Genomic DNA, 15,869 nt, shown 5'->3' with positions numbered 1-15,869 from the left:
GTTAGCGCAGCGTAACCCACCGCCCGGTGGCGCAATACGCTTTGCTATTGTGCCCTACGTGGGATTACTTCGTCAGCAATGCAAACGAGCCGTTCCAGTCCGCTGGTGGCGGGGTCTCCTGATAGGCGCGGATGCGCTTCTCATAGAGATCGTAGAGCTTCTCGAGCGCATTCGCGACATCGGAATTGCGGCCGCGCTCGACGGCGTACAATGCGCCGTCCCAGTCGCGACTACGATAGCAAGCCAGCATTTCGATGGTCACGTTGCGTAGCGTCTGGAAGCGCTCCGAATGCGTCACGTCCTCACGTCCGGCGATGGCGTAGATCACTTCCGGTTCTTTCTTGCCCTTCACCATGATGAAGTCGAGTTCGAGAATGGCGAACTTGTCCTTGACGGCGAGCGCGGTCTTCGAGCCGACGATGATCGGAAAGCCGTATTCCTTTGACTGGCCTTCGAGACGCGAGGCCAGATTGACGCTGTCGCCGAGCACCGAATAGTCGAAGCGCAGATCCGATCCCATATTGCCGACGACGCAGATGCCGGTATTGAGGCCGATGCCGACATTGATCGGGATATAGACGTGGCCGCCGTTCTCGGCCTCGGTCTGGCGCAGTCTGTTCAGTGCGTCGATGCGATCCAGCATGTCGAGCGCGGCGTGGCAGGCATTGATCTGGTGCTGATCGTCGTCGAGCGGTGCATTCCAGAACGCCATGATTGCGTCGCCCATATATTTGTCGATGGTACCCTTGCGATCGAGGATTGCATTGGTCAGCGGCGTCAGAAAGCGGTTCATCAGCGTGGTCAGGCCATGCGGATCGTGCTTGTAGGATTCCGAGATCGTAGTGAAGCCGCGTACGTCCGAGAACATGATGGTCATTTCGCGTTCCTCGCCGCCGAGCACCAGTTTCTCCGGCGACTGGGCGAGCTGAGCCACCAGCGCCGGCGACAGATACTGGCTGAAGGCTGAGCGGATGCGGCGGCGCTGCGCCTGCTCGCGCACGAAATTGCTGAAGATCAGCGTGAGATAGATCAGTGTGGTCGAGAGCAAGGGATAGGTGAAGTCGATCAGCAGGCGGTGCTGCGTGTAGAAATACCAGGATGTACCGGCGAGCAACGCCGCAAACACGGCGCCCATGATGATAAGGGTGACGGGGCCGAACATCGGGGCGAGCCAGATCACGATAATGCCGAGAATGATCGCGATGCATAGTTCGGCGCCACGCGTATAGGCGGGTTGCGACAGCACGGTCTTCGTGAGCGCACTCTCCAGCACCTGCGCATGAACCTCGACGCCGGGAATCACTGCATCGAGCGGTGTCGTTTTGGTGTCGAGCAAGCCGACCGCCGAGGTGCCGATCAGCACCAGATGCCGTGCGATCATGCCGGGCTGCACCGTGCCATCGAGCACGTCGGATGCCGAGACATAGATGCTCGGATCGCGCTTGGCGAAATGTACCCAGATCCGTCCTTCGCTATCGGTCGGAATTTCGAGACCCTTGACCGCAATGCTCTTGATGCCGGCGCGGTCGGATTTGATAAGGATCGTATCGGTGCCGGTAATGGCGCGCAGCATCTCGAAGCTCAGTGACGGCATGACTATGCCCTGCGCCTGCATCATCACGGGCACACGGCGCACGAGGCCGTCCCGCTCCTGACTGATCGTGAACAGGCCGCGTCCCATGGCGGCCTTTTCCAGCAGGTCGATATTCCGGATCAGTCCGGGAAACGCCAGCATGAACGGCTGCGGATCGCCGCCGAGCATGGCCAATCCTGTCAGGGGCAGAGACTTGTCGAGTTCCGAAACGACATAGGGCAGACCGGACTCGCCAAGCACCACGCGCCCACGCCGGATGGCGTCGGCCAGCACCTGATCGTTGCTGGGCAATGCTTTCAGCCGGATGCGCGTCTCGTCATCGAGTCCTGTAAAACTCTCCGCCGCGAGAGCAGGATTCAGCCGGTCCGGTTCGGGGAATACAATGTCGAAGCCGGTCACGACGGCGCCGAGCTGGTTCAACCTGGTGACAAGCTCGGCGATACGCGTGCGCGGCCATGGCCACTGGCCATATTTTGCGAGGCTCTTTTCGTCGATATCCACGATCGTAACGGGCTTCGCGGTTTTCACCCGCGGCTGGATCACTTGATAGGTATCGAAGACCCGCAGCCGCAATTCCTCGATCGCGGGCGGATCAGCGATGCGCAGCAGCGCGAGGCCCAGCAGCAAGACAAGACAGAACGCACGTGCCCAACCGAACCGCTGCGCCAGCCGTGTCACTCGCCGCATGCGCTTCATGGGTGTCGGGTCATTTTTCGCGGAAGGCGCGCATCAACTGATCGCTCAGCGGCTTGGCGAGATAGGACAGCATAGTGCGGTCGCCGGTCTGCACGAAGGCTTCGACAGGCATGCCGGGGATCAGGCGCACATCGCCGAGCTTGGCGACTTCCGATGCCGGCATTGAAATCCGGATCGTGTAATAGCTCTGTCCGGTGCGCTGGTCCGTCGTTGTATCCGGCGAGACGCGGCTGACCGCGCCGTTGAGCTCCGGCGTGGTGCGCTGGTTGAAGGCGGAGAGTCGCAGCAGAGTCTTCTGGCCGATCTGCAGCTTGTCGATATCCTGCGGATTGACCCGGGCTTCCACCGACAGATTGTCGGTCTGCGGCACGATCAGCATGATGGCGTCGCCTGCCGTGATGACACCGCCGATCGTATGCACGGTGGACTGCAGCACCATGCCGTCCTGCGGCGCGCGGATGTCGATGCGGCGCAGCTGGTCCTCGGCGGTGACCTTGCGTTCGACGAATTCGCCGATCTTGTCATTGGTCTCGCGCAGGTCCTTGGAGACTTCGCTGACCAGGTCCTTGTCGATCTGGAAAATCTGCAGCTCGATCTCGGTAATCTTGCCCTTGGCTTGGGCGCGGGCGGCGATGAACTGCGCGCGTTCGCCGGCGAGGCGCGCGGCGTCGCGTTCCAGCACGGTCAGGCGCGAGATCTGCACCAGCTGCTGGTCGAACAATCCGCGGACGCCGACTAATTCCTTTTCCACGAGCGCGATTTCTCGGGTCTTGGCAGTCTCCTGCGCGGTGAGGCCGGCGATCTCCTCGTTGAGCTGCGCGATGCGCTCGCGAAGCTGCTGCTTCTGGCCGACGCGGCCGGTCGAGCGCACATTGAACAGCTTCGTTTCGCTGGCGATGACATTCTTCACGTCGTCATCTGCGATCTGCTCGATAAGCTGCGGTGGAAACGTAATACGATCGACGCCGCGCTGCTCGGCTTCCAGCCGCGCCGCGCGTGCCCACAATCCGTTGAGGTTCTTGGTGACGATAGCAAGGCCGGCTTTGGTGACGGTATCGTCCAGGCGCACGACGACATCGCCGGCCTTTACCAGGTCGCCGTCGCGGGCGCGCACTTCGCCCACGACGCCGCCGGTCGGGTGCTGGACTTTCTTGACGTTGGAATCGACGACCACCGAGCCGGGCGCGATCAGGGCGCCGGAGATCTGCGCGGTCGACGCCCAGCCGCCTAAACCGCCTGCGAGCACGAGCACAACGACGAGGCCGATAATGAGGTGGATGCGGATCGAGCGGCGCGATCCTGTGAGCGGCGCAGTCATGGCTTGGCTACTCCGCCGTCGGCGACGATCTTGATCGGCTGTGCTGCCGGGCGCTGCAGCACCTGACCCAGCACGGTCTCCTTCGGCCCAAAGGCCTGCATGCGACCATCCTTCAGCACCAGCAGCATGTCGACGCCTTCGATGCCGATCGGCCGGTGTGCAACCACGATGACGATGGCGCCGCGCGTACGGGCCGCGCGCACGGCCTTGGTCAGCGCTTCATCGCCTTCGGTATCGAGATTGGAATTCGGTTCGTCCAAAACGATCAGGAACGGATCGCCATACAGCGCGCGCGCCAACGCGATGCGTTGCGCCTGACCGGCGGATAGAACGCCGCCGTGATCGCCGACCTGCGTATCATAGCCCTCGCGCATGCCGACGATGAGGTCATGGACGCCGGCCTGCCTTGCCGCGGTGATGATATCGTCATCCTTCGCATCGGGATCAAAACGGCAGATATTGTCGGCAATGGAGCCTGCGAACAGTTCGACATCCTGAGGCAAATAGCCGATATGGCGGCCGAGATCGTCCGGCGCCCATTGGTCGAGCGCCGCGGCATCGAGCCGGACATGACCGCGCACCGGCTTCCAGACGCCGACCAGTGCGCGCAGCAGCGATGACTTGCCGGAGCCCGACGGTCCGATGATGCCGAGGCCGTTGCCGGCCGCGAGTGCAAACGTGATGTCGCTGACCGTGATCTTCTGCTCACCCGGCGGTGCGATGCTGACGCCTTCGATCGTCAGTTTCTGCGACGGGTTCTGCAGTTGAGTAACAGCTGCCTGATCCGGCAAGGCGTATAGAAGCCCGTTGAGCCGATGCCAGCTCTGCCGGGCGGTGACAAAACCCTTCCAGTGCGCGATCGCCAGATCGACCGGCGCCAGCGCGCGGGCGCTGAGGATCGAGCCCGCGATGATGATGCCGGCGGTGGCTTCCTGATTGATCACGAGATAGGCACCGACACCGAGCACCGCCGATTGCAGGATCATGCGCATGACCTTGGCGATGGCGCCGAGACCGCCGGCCACATCGCTGGTGCGCTGGTTGCCGGCCAGATAGGTCTCGTTGGCCTCGCGCCAGCGCTGCGTCAGGCGCCCGGCCATGCCCATCGCGACGACGACTTCGGCATTGCGCCGGCTGGCTGAAGCGATGCCGCTGCGACGAGCGGCTAGTCCGTTGGCCTCGCGCGCTGGTTCGCGGGTCATGATTTCCGTGAGGATCGTCAGGCCCACCAGCAGAACTGCGCCGACCAGCGCGGTAACGCCGATCATCGGATGGAAGGCAAAGCAGATCGCCAGATAGAGCGGCAGCCATGGCAGGTCGAACAGTGCGCTCGGCCCCATGCCGGAGAGGAACGAGCGAACGTTATCGAGGTCGCGCAGCGGTTGCAGGCCTTCGTTGTGTCCGCCGGCAAGGAGGGGCAGTCGCACCACGGTCTGGAACACGCGAGGGCTCAGCGCCTCGTCAAGCGAACTACCGATCCGCACCAGAATGCGGCCGCGCAGCAGGTCGAGAATACCCTGAGCCACGTAAAGGCCGCCGGCCAGGACGATGAGACCGACGAGAGTCGGCACGCTGCGGCTTGGCAGCACGCGGTCATAGACCTCGAGCATGAAGAACGAGCCGGTCAGATACAGAATATTGATCATGCAGCTCATCAGCCCGACGCCCAGAAAGGCGCCGCGGCAGGCCCGCAAGGCATCGCCGAGCTCGGTCCGCGCCGGCAGGCTGGAGGTTCGTGACAGGCCACGCTGCATCGTCAAACCTTTGCGGATCATGCGGACGGTCGCTCGTCAGGTACCAAGCGCCACCCCAAGCCCCGATCTGACAGCCATTATGCCATCAGTCAGGCGACTTGTGCAGGTGCTGTCGGGACGGTTAACGGTGCCGCGCTACGCCACGTTGGAATAGGGGTGGACGATGAAGTCGCTGGCGTGCAGCTGGGACATGTGCACGTTATTGAGTTGCAGCGTGTCACCGCCATCGAGGTGGATCAGGGTATTGCTTCCCTTCTGCTCGATTCCGCCGGACAGCTCCCAAAGGGTCAGCTTCAAATCGCCGAAGGGGCCTGAAAGATTGGGCACACCACGAATGTGGTCGAGCACGATCTTGTCGGTGCCGACCTCGAAGTCCGTGATGATATCCCTATCGATCGATCCGCTATGCGACCCGAAGACGAACTGATCCGAGCCGTGGCCACCCATCAGCGTGTCTTTATTGACCGTTGCGAAGATGACGTCATTTCCGGCCGTGCCGTTCAGTGACACCTGCGTATTGGACTGGAGAGGCGCTGTATTGAAGATGAAATTGACATGTTCGCTGGCGCCGAACCCGTCAGTGATGGTGACCGCAACGGTCGTTTGAGGCGTTCCCGAACTGGTTGGTTTGAAGGTGAAACCATCTTCGAGATAATGATCAATAGACGAGAGTGATCCCGACTTCACCACCGTGCCGTTGATGTCCAGCTTATAGTTCTCACCGCTGGACCAATCTTTGTCCCATACGGACACGTCGGAAATCTTGAAATAGCCGTCGTGGAGCCTGGAAAGCTCAGCCGACGACGTATCGATGTCGGGCGCGTCATTGCTCCAGGTCATCTCGGTGCCACCGTGATGGTCGGAGTCAATGTCGAGGTGTTTCAGCACGCCTGGATCGGTCAGCGTGAAATAGTCATTCTTGCCCCAGCCGTAATGCACATCGACAACGCCGTCGTGCTGGTCGAACCAGAGCTGCCAGGGCGAAATGCCCTTCAGGTCGATCGTGTCGCCATAGGACAGACCGGATACCGTGCCGACAAAGTGCGAACCACGATCGAGGATCAATTCGTCGCTGCTGCAGCCAGAGAATGTGACATTGGCATCCGACCAGCCGCCGAATTCGAGATTGCCGCCGCTGATCCTCGCGGTACCGTGACCGGTGACGTTGCCGCCGATCTCGAACAGGCCCGCATAGGCTTCGATGGTCCCGTAATTGACCAGATCGCCTTTGATTTCGAGACCGCCGGTGGCCATCGACGCGATCAAACCAAAGTTGATCAGGCTACCCTTGCCGGTGTCGATAATCAGTGCGTGCGAGCAGTCGGATGCGATGATTTTACCGTCGCATTCATTGACGATGCTGAGCTTGCCGTCGCCGAGCTTGCCATAGCCGTTGATCGTATTGTCGGCATTGATGAGTTTCGAGCTGAGCGAGTCGCTGGTGATCCGGTCGGCGCTTCCGTCGAGCGTCACGGTGCCTTCGCCATCGAGCGTGACCGTGCCGTGGATCAGCAGGGTCGCGCCGGCCGTGTGATCATCGACCAGCAGCGTGCCGGTGTTTTGCACGACACCATGGACTTCGAGTGTCGTGCCCGGTGCGAGCTGAATATCGCCGTCGTTCACCAGTGTGCCGGTGACATTCAGCGTTCCGGTGCCGGTCAAATCGAGTTCGGCCCGGACTCCGATGTGAAGCCCGGCGATTTCCAGCAGGCCATTGAGATTGAAGGTAACTGTCCCCGTATTGATATAGACGATCTCGTCTGCCGTCGGGACGATCCCGAGCGACCAGTTGCCGGGCGTGTTCCAGTCATTGTTGACGGCGCCAGTCCAATAGTTGGAGGCTCCGTAGGGTGGCGGCGCAGCGATGATCACATCGGTTGGGCCACTGGCAACCAGTTCGGCGGTTCCACCGCCGTCGGTGTAGCTGACGATAACATAGACGGTCACGCCGACATCTGCGGCAGTGAGGACGTAGCTGCTGCCCGTGGCCTGCGAAATCGCGACAGGTCCATTGGAGCCGGGGCTCAAGCGGTACCATTGATAGTGAAACATCCCCAGCCCATCGACATCGGCCACGCTGCCGGTCTGGGCAGTGATCGTCGCGCCTTCCTGGAACGTTCCGGAGATCGTGACCTTGCCGCTGGGCAAATCATTGACCGGCGTGACGTCAAGCGCCGCATGGCCATCAACAGCCGTCACGCCGTCGGAGATCCGATACGTAAACGACACGGGTCCGTTGAAATTGGCCGCAGGCGTGAAGGTCCAGGTGCCGTTTTGGTTGTGAGTGAGCGTGCCGCAGCCGTTCGCGACTTCAAGACAGGTTACGTGCAGCGTCTGGCCGTCGGCATCCGTGGCATTTGCCAGCAGCTGCGCCTCTGTGATGGTCAGGCTGCCGTCTTCGTCGACGGCTGCGAGCGTCACACTGCATGTATCCGGGGCGTGGTTCTCACCGGGCGCGACCGTGCCTTCATAGGGGGCGCTGAAATTGTTGTGGCTGCCGCCATCGTCCACCTGCACCGTGAAGGTGGGCTGGCTCGTGCTGCCGTCACTGACGAAACGGACATGATGTTGGGCGAGTTGCTCACTCGTGAAAGTGCAGGTGGTCTCCGAGCCAGTCGACTCAGCGCTAACTCTTTGCGACATGGGCGTCGCCGGCACCCAGTCGGTGCCGTCCCACACTTCGAATGTGCCGCCAGTGACGTTGCTCACCGTGAAAGTGAAATCGGTCGTTCCGTCGGGATCGCTGACCGTGAAGCTTGTATCGCTCAGCACCGTCACGCCGCCAAGGACGACTTCGATCGATGTGCCGGCGATTACCGGAGCATCGTTGACGCCTGTAATCGTGATGGTTTCGGTCTGCGCGATGCTCGCGCCATGGGCGTCGGTGATATTATAGGTGACCTTGAGAGTCGCGGTCTCACCTTCGCCGAGATAGGCAAATGCGTTCGGGCCGATTTCCAGCGTGGCGCCGTTGAGTGTCACGCCGGCCTGCGTGTTGGCCGGTGCGCCGTTGTTCAGTGAGAATTTCACATTGCTTACGGTCAGCGTCGCGGTTTCGCCGAGATCGGCATCGGACGCACCGGCGAGCAAATCGAAGCTCTGGGTGGCATTGCTCTGCGTTGCGGCGCCTGTCAGCGTAGATGCAACGACCGGCGCATCATTGGAGCCATCGACCGTGAAGGTCAGCGTCTCATGGGTCGTGTCCGGCCCGGATTGGCTATCGAAGCCGATAGTGTAGACGGCCTTCTGTCCTGCGGCGAGGAACTTGAACGCTGCCGGGTCGTAACTGACATGGCCGGTTTGCGGATCGACGGTGATCAGCGATTTGAGGTCAAGCGAGGCAGGTGTGCCGCTCGGGCCGTTCGCCGAAATGATATGCGCCGTTCCCGGCACATAGGGTGTCGCAACGTCGCCGCTGTCGGGATCGGTGATCTGGACCTGATCCTTGATCTCGAAGCTGGTCTTGTCGATCGGCAGCATCACGACAACCGGCGCAACGGTGATGGTCGGCGCCGTGTTGAAGCGCGTGATCGTGACGATGATCGGCGGCGTATTGGGAGCATCACCTGGCAGGTTGATTGGAACCTGGAAGGGCTGCCCCGGCGGCGCATCCGGCAGAGGAGCGAATTTCAGCGGATCCGGGCTGGTGCCGGAATTGGGATCGGCCGGTGATGATCCACTACCGGATCCGTTGCTGCGCGGATTGGCGTTCGGCACATAGTTCGGGAAATACGTCTGGAAAACAGGGCCAAGAATAGCCATTGCTTCCGGCGACAGCGGTGGTGCCTGGCCTGTCGACGTATCGCCATTGCCGAGCACGCTGGTCACCTGACCGGCTGCATTCACTGTGCCGATGATCTGGCCGCTCGTCTTACTATACAGCACATAAGAGCCGACGCGCCCGCCCGGCTCGACCAGAACCTGGAATTTCACCGGCGGCGCACTGCCTTGTCCCGGAACCTCGAAACCGATTTCGACCAGCACCGCGGTGCCGCGGATGCCCATGGTGGCAACCGGCGTATCGACGCGCATGTTGCCATGCTTGGCAGTCTCGCCAGCAACGAAGGTGATCGTGCCCTGCACGAGGCTGAGCAGAGATGAATTCGACGATCCGTTGGGATCGTAGACCATCTCGTTCAGCACCATGCGTGCGTTGGCCGAGAGACCGAACACGGTGCCGTCAATGAAAGTCATGGTCAGCGATGAGTCCCCGCCGGCCTGGACAACGTCGCCCTTCTGCACCTGATCGCCGACATTGAGCATCACGGAGACGCCGTTGCGGATCGCAGTCGCGCTGCCGGCTAGTTTGCTGACGGTGCCAATGACCTGCGCGGCAGCATTGGCGCCGCCGCCGAGCTGCGCGACCTGCACTTCGCCGACAAGGGCAGTGACGAGGTCGCCGGACAGCTGCGCGCCATCGGGCGACGACAGAGCTGCGCGCAGCGAACCCTTGAAATAGTCGGAGACGACGTGTTCGTGCCCGTCCTTGGACAGCACGAGATCGACGCCGGAGCGCTTGTAGTCGCCGGAGAACAGCAGGTTGGCATCCTGCACGACAATAGTGGAACCGGCTGTATGAGTGGAAAACGTATGGCCAATACTGCCGCCACCAGCCGTTGGTTCGGCCGGAGCATCGCCAGATTGCGAAAATTCGAATGGACCCGCGTAGTTCAATGTCTACCGCGCATGGTTATGGTTATTAATTAGCTAATTTGCGAGCCATGCATACCACCGCGGGGTGCAATGCGATAGTGGACGTCTGCGCATCACCCTTTCAAGCTATTGGCTGCTTTGTGAAATCGCCTCAATGTCATTGATCCATATGGTAAATTTTCATTAACGATGTTCCAAGTTCAGTCTGTGTTCCCGGTCAAGGAACTCAAGGCCAAGGGAACAAGGGCGTGAGGTAATATAATCCTCTAATTCGGCCATTTCGATAAAATTGTAGCCAAGCCGGTTAGCCCCCTTTCAGCCTGTCTGCGAACTTCGTCGACCCGGCTAACCCCTTTTAATCCCGTCGAAAATCCCCCGCCTCAAGATGGCCCCACAAATGATCCGGTCACGTGCGAGCAGCCCAGCTTGCCGATGCCCGGACAGACGGGGCGTCTATGATGTGGACTTCTGCTTTTGTGCGGGTGCGCTGCGCGTCTGTGCTGGCCTTGGGGCTGGTGATTTTCGCGGCACCCACGGATCTCACGGCCGGAACGGCCTTCCCTGACCAGGCGATCGGTGCTGTCGACCGGCCTGCGGAGCCGTTTGGCCTCGCCACATCGGCGCTGCCGGAAGGCGAGCTCAAAGCCAAGTGGCGCGGGGTGGAACGCGAGCAGGACGACGAGCAGCTTGCCCTGGAGCTTTGTGCCGAGACGCCCGTCCGCTGCTCGCCCGAGGCGGCGAAGTTTCTGGATATCGTCGGCGATGCCAGTGCCCGCGATGGTCGCGCCCGTATGGGTGAGGTCAATCGCGCTATCAATCTGGCGGTTCGGCCCGGCGATGATCTTGTGCTCTATGGCGCAACGGATGTCTGGCGTTCGCCGCTGGCACTGTTCGCCACGGGCGCCGGCGATTGCGAGGACTACGCCATCGCCAAGTTCACCGCATTACGTGCCGCCGGCGTTGCGGCCGAGGATCTGCGGGTCGTGATCCTGCGCGATACGCTGCGCCAGGAGGATCACGCCGTTGCGGCCGCCCGCCTTGATGGCCGCTGGTTCATGCTCGACAACCGTCGCATGGCGATGGTCGAGGACGTTAACATGAAGAACACCAGGCCGCTCTTCGTGATGGATCACAACGGTATCCGGCAATATGTCGATGCGCCGCTGCTGGCAGCTACGCAGCGTCCCGTCGCGGATGAAGCAGCTCTGACCACGCTGGCATCCAGCGCCAAAAAGACATCGGGCCGCCCCGCGCTGTAAGCGGAACGGCCCGTATCGATCGAAGCTTCGGTCGGCCGCCTGATTTAGGCCGCGCGAACCTTGGTCAGGAAGTCTGTCACCGCCGATTGCAGCATGCTGGCCTGCCCGTCGAGCTCGCGCGCACCGTTGAGGACCTGTCCGGCCGCTTGTCCCGTGGCGGAGGCTGCCGCGTTGACGCTGCCGATATTGGTAGCGATTTCGCTGGAGCCCGTCGCTGCCGCCTGAATGTTGCGGGCGATTTCGCGGGTCGCAGCGCCCTGTTCCTCGACGGCCGATGAGATCGCCATCGAAATCTCGCTCATCTTCTCGATGGTCGCACTGATATTGCCGATCGCCGAGACGGCATCGCCGGTCGTCGACTGCATGCTGGCAACTTGCGCCGAGATTTCCTCCGTCGCCTTGGCTGTCTGGGTCGCCAGGGCCTTCACCTCCGAGGCGACGACCGCGAAACCGCGTCCCGCTTCGCCTGCGCGGGCGGCCTCGATGGTGGCGTTGAGCGCCAGGAGGTTGGTCTGTGCTGCAATCGTGTCGATCAACTGCACCACGACGCCGATCTTCTCGGCTGCGCCGGACAGGAGCTGAACCGTTGCGTTGGTTCGGTCTGCTTCGCCGACGGCCTGCCGCGCGATCTCGGTCGATTGCGCGACCTGCCGCGAGATTTCCTCGACGGACGCCGTCAGTTCTTCCGCTGCAGCCGCAACGGTCTGCACGTTGTTCAGCGCCTTCTCGGACGCCATGCTGACGCTCGCGACGCGATCGGTGGTTTCGCTTGCGGTGTTGGTCATGGACGATGCGGTGGCCTGCATTCCGGCCGCGGACGTCGCAACCGATTTCACGACGCCGTTGACGCTTTGCTCGAAGCCATCGGCAAGGCTGTTCATCGCCGACTTGCGTTCGGCGGCGACGCGCTGCTGGACGGCGACCTCTTCCTGCTCGAGGCCGTGCATGCGGATCGCGTTGTCCTTGAACACCTGCACCGTCGTAGCCATCGCACCGATCTCGTCGCGACGGCCGGCGCCGGGGATCTCGGCTTCCAGCTTGCCGTCAGCAAGATCCCGCATGCGGGTGCCGAGCTGGCTCAGCGGCCTCGTGATACTGCGGGCGATGAACCAGGCGATCAGACCGGCAACAACAGCGATACCGAGGATCGCTGTTGCCAGTGACCAGATGATCGGCGTCATCTTGGTATCGAGGTCGTCGAGATAGGCGCCGGTGCCGACGAACAGATTCCAGTCGGGCACGGCAACCGCATAGGAGAACTTGCGGATCAATTCGGTCGTGCCCGGCTTCATGTATTCGTAATACAGCGTGACATCGCCCTTGGCGGCGACGCCGTCGCGCAACTCGCGGGTCAGCGCACGGCCGTTGGTCGGGACGTCCAGCCGGTTGGTGCCGAACTGTTTCGGATCCGGCGTCACCAGCGCGATGCCGTTCATGTCATAGGAGAAGACGTAGCCGTTGCCCTTGTCATAAGTCATTGTGCGGGCGCGCTTAACGAATTCCTGGATCGCGGCATCCTTCGTCAACTCACCGGCTGTCACTTGCTTCTGCAGACCGAGCGCCATGTTGTGCGCCGTTTCGACGATGGCGAGAACCTGCTCCATGCGAGAGCTGCGCATCTCGGCGCTGACGAGGCGCGTCGCCTGCACGCCGGCGAGGCAGAGACCGATCAGAGTGACGGTGACGAGAAGCCCGAGCTTGGCGGAAATCGGAAGGTTATTGAGCAGCTTCACGGAAAAGGTCTCCAGCAATCGCGAGCCATGCTTGGATGGCGGTACAATGCTGCACGATACGCAGATGCGTCTTAGAACTTCCTTAATCGTAATTCTCGGGCCTCTCCGACGGTGGTGGCTTGGAAAGTGCGCCGCTTCATCTGCAAATTCAGCGGGCCGCGAGTCGCGCTGACTCAAAATACGCCTTGCGCGGGCGCAGGTTCGGGGCGTCAAATGCCGGCCATAAAAACAAACGGGGAAACGATATGGGGCGTCTCGACAACAAGGTCGCAGTCATCACCGGTGCAACGAGCGGCATCGGATACCGTACGGTGGAAATCTTCATCGCGCAGGGTGCGAAAGTTGTGATTGCCGGGCGTCGTGCGCCGGAAGGCAATGCGCTTGCTTTGAAGCTCGGCGCAAATTGCAGTTTCCGTCAGACCGACGTTACCGATGAAGCGCAGATGAGTGCACTGATCGGTCACGCGGTCGAGAAATTCGGCCGCATCGATTGCCTGTTCAACAATGCCGGCGGTCCGGCGCAGACCGGCGGTATCGAGGGTCTTGACGTCGATCGTTTCGATGCGGCGATGGCGACGCTCGTACGCAGCGTCATGCTCGGCATGAAACATGCCGCCCCGCATATGAAGAAGCAGGGCTCGGGCAGCATCATCAACAATGGCAGTATTGCCGGCCGGCTCGCCGGCTACTCGTCCTCGGTGGTCTACGGCGCCGCCAAGGCCGCGGTCATCCATCTGACCAAATGCGTGGCGATGGAGCTCGGTGAGAGCGGCGTGCGCGTCAACAGCATCTCGCCAGGCGCCATTGCGACCGGAATCTTCGGCAAGGCGCTGGGACTATCGGTGGAAGCAGCCGAGCAGACGCCGGCGCTGATGCGCGAGGCATTCAAGGCTGCACAGCCGATCCCGCGTGCCGGCCTGCCGGACGATATCGCCCATGCCGCGGTGTTCCTCGCCAGCGATGAATCCTCTTTCGTCAACGGCAACGATCTGGTGGTCGATGGCGGTGTCACCGGCGGTCGTAACTGGAGCCAGCAGCAGCAGGGCTATGTCGCGATGCGCAAGGCGTTCGGCCAGGACAACGGCTGACGGGCAGGGAGCGAAGAATGTCCATCACATGCGATGCGATCGCACCGCGGCTGCCTGAAGCCCGCTATGTGTCTGTTGCCATTGCCGCAGGACTGATGTGTGCGATTGCCCTTGGCAAGGCACTTCCGGCGACAATGGACGCCTTGTCGATTGTTCTGGCGCCGCTTTGCGCCGTCAATGCTGGCTCCAGTGCCAATCCCGGCGATGCGGTGGAGCTGATCACGTCGCATGCGCTGCCGAATGTGCCGGGAAAGCGCGTGACCATTGTGCGCGTGTCCTATGGCCCCGGCGGCTTCAGCGCGCCGCATCGTCATTCCGGCACGGTGACAGCCTACGTCACCAAGGGAGAGATTCGCTCGCAGCTCGGCGGCGGGCCGGTCGAAACCTTCAAGGTTGGGCAGTCATTCTTCGAGCCACCGGGCTCGACGCATCTCGTTTCGGCCAATGCGAGCAATACGGAGCCGGCCGAGCTGATCGCGGTGTTTGTGGCCGATGAAGGCGCGCAGCTTACGATGCCGCTGGACTAGTTGCGGTGATCGAGGCTGGCGTCTTTGGCATGACGCGTCCATGCCGTTGCAGAAAGGACAAACCTGCGGCCGTCACTTGAACGACGGAACTATGTCCGGCGATGTGCAGGCGCGTCGCGAATCCACGGTCGATGCAGTCTTCCCACACCGTCAGTCGTGGGCACGATGTCCGCCACGCATCGAGCACGTCGGCATAGGATCTGGGTTCGCGCGCGATCCATTCCAGGAGATCAAGGATCAGGGGATCGAGGTCATGGGAAACGAGCTCAAGGAGAACATGGTCATGGGGCATGGCGCTGTCTGCCTCCCGCGATCGAGGCCGGCGCAATCCGCACCGACCTATGCTATCGATACGCATATCCGCACATAATAAGAACCGGGAGACATTCCATTGTCCAGAACTTTGCGAGTCTTGCTTGTCGCCGTGGCGACCCTTACTGCCATGGCCAGTGCGTCCGTTGCGGTGCAAGCGCAGACCAAACCCAAGGTCACGACGCTGGGGCCGGATTTTCCGAAGACCGAGATCTTCATCGGCAACAGCTTCTTCTATTTCAACAACAGCATGCATAGCCACGTGTTGGGGATGGTGCGTGCTGCCGACTCCGCCAACAGGACGAGCTATCAGGCGACCTCGGTGACCATCGGCGGCTCCGGCTTCGAATGGCACGATGTCGAGAGCTATTTCCGACCCAACGCAATCGCGTCCTATTCCTTCGACGACAATAACAACATCATCTTCAACAAGCGCGAGCGGCTGTTCGATGCTGCGATCATGATGGATTGCAGCCAGTGCCCGATCCATCCCAAGCTGAAGTCGGTCTTTACCGAATATGCGAAGAAGGATGCCGACATCGTCAGGGCGCATGGCGCGAAACCGGTCTTCTTCATGTCCTGGGCCTATGAAGACAAGCCGGAGATGACGCAGCAACTGGCCGAGGCCTATACGGTCGCCGGTAATGATAACAATGCCTTGGTGATTCCGGCAGGTCTGGCATTTGCGAGGGTGCGCGCGAAGCAGCCCGAGCTCAATCTGTACCAGTCCGACAGGCGTCATCCGAGCATGGCAGGCACATACCTTGCGTCCTGCGTGGTCTTCGCCGCGCTGACGGGCCGCTCGCCGGTGGGCAATCCGTATCTCGCGGGTCTCGATGAAGCGACTGCGAAGATGCTGCAGACGGCGGCGTGGGAAACGGTGCAGGATTATTACGGGAAGTAGGCCGCCAGCCTCTCCCCGTCATTGCGAGCGC

10 protein-coding genes are annotated in these 15,869 nt (G+C 61.5%); 5 read left to right on the top strand and 5 right to left on the bottom strand.

Annotated features, from left to right (window positions below):
- Positions 1–64 precede the first annotated feature (64 nt).
- From AB7783_RS21735 to AB7783_RS21720, 4 genes are all read right to left on the bottom strand, one after another.
- Positions 65–2,290 carry a CHASE2 domain-containing protein gene (locus AB7783_RS21735; RefSeq protein ID WP_441278789.1) on the bottom strand — a complete coding sequence of 742 codons (2,226 nt, stop codon included), beginning with the start codon at positions 2,288–2,290 and terminating at the stop codon, positions 65–67.
- Positions 2,291–2,300: 10 nt separating this feature from the next.
- Complete coding sequence (locus AB7783_RS21730; protein WP_441278788.1) at positions 2,301–3,608, bottom strand: HlyD family type I secretion periplasmic adaptor subunit; 1,308 nt, start codon at positions 3,606–3,608, stop codon at positions 2,301–2,303.
- Positions 3,605–5,362, bottom strand: coding sequence for a type I secretion system permease/ATPase (locus AB7783_RS21725; protein WP_120288067.1), 1,758 nt, complete (start codon positions 5,360–5,362; stop codon positions 3,605–3,607). Before AB7783_RS21725 ends, AB7783_RS21730 begins: the two co-directional genes overlap by 4 nt.
- Positions 5,363–5,497: 135 nt before the next feature.
- Complete coding sequence (locus AB7783_RS21720; protein WP_441278787.1) at positions 5,498–9,916, bottom strand: cadherin-like domain-containing protein; 4,419 nt, start codon at positions 9,914–9,916, stop codon at positions 5,498–5,500.
- A gap of 557 nt (positions 9,917–10,473) precedes the next feature.
- Here AB7783_RS21720 and AB7783_RS21715 point away from each other — a divergent pair.
- Positions 10,474–11,274: a transglutaminase-like cysteine peptidase gene (locus AB7783_RS21715; RefSeq protein WP_441279745.1), complete on the top strand. Its 801-nt coding sequence runs from the start codon at positions 10,474–10,476 to the stop codon at positions 11,272–11,274.
- Positions 11,275–11,318: 44 nt separating this feature from the next.
- On the opposite strand, the gene AB7783_RS21710 is transcribed toward AB7783_RS21715, so the two are convergent.
- Positions 11,319–13,007 (bottom strand): methyl-accepting chemotaxis protein, encoded by a 1,689-nt coding sequence (locus AB7783_RS21710; RefSeq protein WP_441278786.1) that lies wholly within the window; start codon positions 13,005–13,007, stop codon positions 11,319–11,321.
- A gap of 245 nt (positions 13,008–13,252) precedes the next feature.
- On the opposite strand from AB7783_RS21710, the gene AB7783_RS21705 reads away from it, so the two are divergent.
- The 4 genes from AB7783_RS21705 (at position 13,253) to AB7783_RS21690 (ending at position 15,838) form a co-directional block, all read left to right on the top strand.
- Positions 13,253–14,095 (top strand): SDR family NAD(P)-dependent oxidoreductase, encoded by an 843-nt coding sequence (locus AB7783_RS21705; RefSeq protein ID WP_441278785.1) that lies wholly within the window; start codon positions 13,253–13,255, stop codon positions 14,093–14,095.
- Between the two features lie 95 nt (positions 14,096–14,190).
- A complete protein-coding gene (locus AB7783_RS21700; RefSeq protein WP_441279744.1) occupies positions 14,191–14,622 on the top strand; it encodes a cupin domain-containing protein in 432 nt (143 codons plus the stop codon).
- A gap of 40 nt (positions 14,623–14,662) precedes the next feature.
- Positions 14,663–14,992: a hypothetical protein gene (locus AB7783_RS21695; protein WP_441278784.1), complete on the top strand. Its 330-nt coding sequence runs from the start codon at positions 14,663–14,665 to the stop codon at positions 14,990–14,992.
- Positions 14,993–15,064: 72 nt separating this feature from the next.
- Entirely contained in the window at positions 15,065–15,838 is a 774-nt protein-coding gene (locus AB7783_RS21690; protein WP_441279743.1) for a DUF4886 domain-containing protein, read from the top strand.
- Positions 15,839–15,869 lie beyond the last annotated feature (31 nt).

Source organism: Tardiphaga sp. 172_B4_N1_3 (assembly GCF_052076035.1).
GTDB lineage: Bacteria > Pseudomonadota > Alphaproteobacteria > Rhizobiales > Xanthobacteraceae > Tardiphaga > Tardiphaga robiniae.
This window is presented reverse-complemented; position numbering and strand designations above follow the sequence as displayed.